Source organism: Pseudoalteromonas sp. BSi20480, from assembly GCF_000241365.1.
GTDB classification, from domain to species: domain Bacteria; phylum Pseudomonadota; class Gammaproteobacteria; order Enterobacterales; family Alteromonadaceae; genus Pseudoalteromonas; species Pseudoalteromonas marina.
In genome coordinates this window covers 1-924 of record NZ_BADX01000086.1, presented here as the reverse complement: position 1 = coordinate 924, position 924 = coordinate 1, and the positions used below count along the sequence as shown (strand labels likewise).

Sequence of the window (924 nt, the reverse complement as noted above, 5' to 3'; positions counted from 1 at the left end):
AGGTTTTATTACTGTGTATATATTAATCGAGCTCGCGGTATATACGTTTGTTCTCTTCTTTTGAAAGAGCAACAACCTCTGTTTTAGATAAGTAATCTTGTAACGCTTTTTTGTTTTTAAAATCAACTAACACAACTAAGTTACCTAAACCAAGTAACGCGCCCATGCAGCGAATAACAGATTGCGACCAACTAATTAAATTGCCATCGTTGGTTTGTACTCTTAATCGCCATGCTCGCATACCAATTGTTTGACCGCTTTTGGTCCAAAAGTAACTAAAAAATATAACATTAACACCCACAAACAACGCACTGCGAATGCCATCTAGTAAAGGTGAATTCTCTATAAATGTAGCAGGGTCTTGACCTTCGGTTTGTTCAATAAGGCCCGTAGAAATTAAAACTTGAATTGCAGCAAAGTACAAAATAGCGGTTAGCATAGATAATGAAATGACGACTAAAGAGTCGTATATTAGCGACGCAAAACGGCGCCAAAAACCAGCACGTGGAAACTCACCCGACATAAAATTACTCTCACTGTTAATGTGTGGCTAGTTTAGCAAAAAAGCGCAAAAATACTAAGCGCTATAGTATGTTGGTATCATTTAACTATTGGTTTAAATAATATCTGTATTTTAAAGTGCTTTATTTACATGACGCTTTAATTTTTTTAAATGTTAAGAGTTGCCTAAATGTTAAGCGGTTGATCATGCTTATGTAATAAAAGGCTTGCTGCTAACCCTATTGTTTGTATAATGCTTGGCATAGAGACGAAGGCACATAAATAATCCTAAGCTCTAAAGTGGTTTTTCTTTATCTTCTCGTGTTTAGAAGGTTAAAGAAAAATGATGCCAGCGTGATGAAATTGGTAGACATGGGGGATTCAAAATCCCCTTCCGAAAGGAGTGCCGGTTCGAGTCCGGCC

At 36.9% G+C, this 924-nt stretch carries 1 protein-coding gene; it reads right to left on the bottom strand.

Annotated features, from left to right (window positions below):
• Positions 1-22 precede the first annotated feature (22 nt).
• Positions 23-523, bottom strand: a complete 501-nt coding sequence (locus P20480_RS08730; RefSeq protein WP_008129827.1) for an RDD family protein — start codon at positions 521-523, stop codon at positions 23-25.
• Positions 524-924 lie beyond the last annotated feature (401 nt).

Coding starts and splice junctions, on each gene's coding strand:
- P20480_RS08730 (WP_008129827.1), bottom strand. CDS start 523: ATGTCGGGTGAGTTTCCACGTGCTGGTTTTTGGCGCCGTTTTGCGTCG.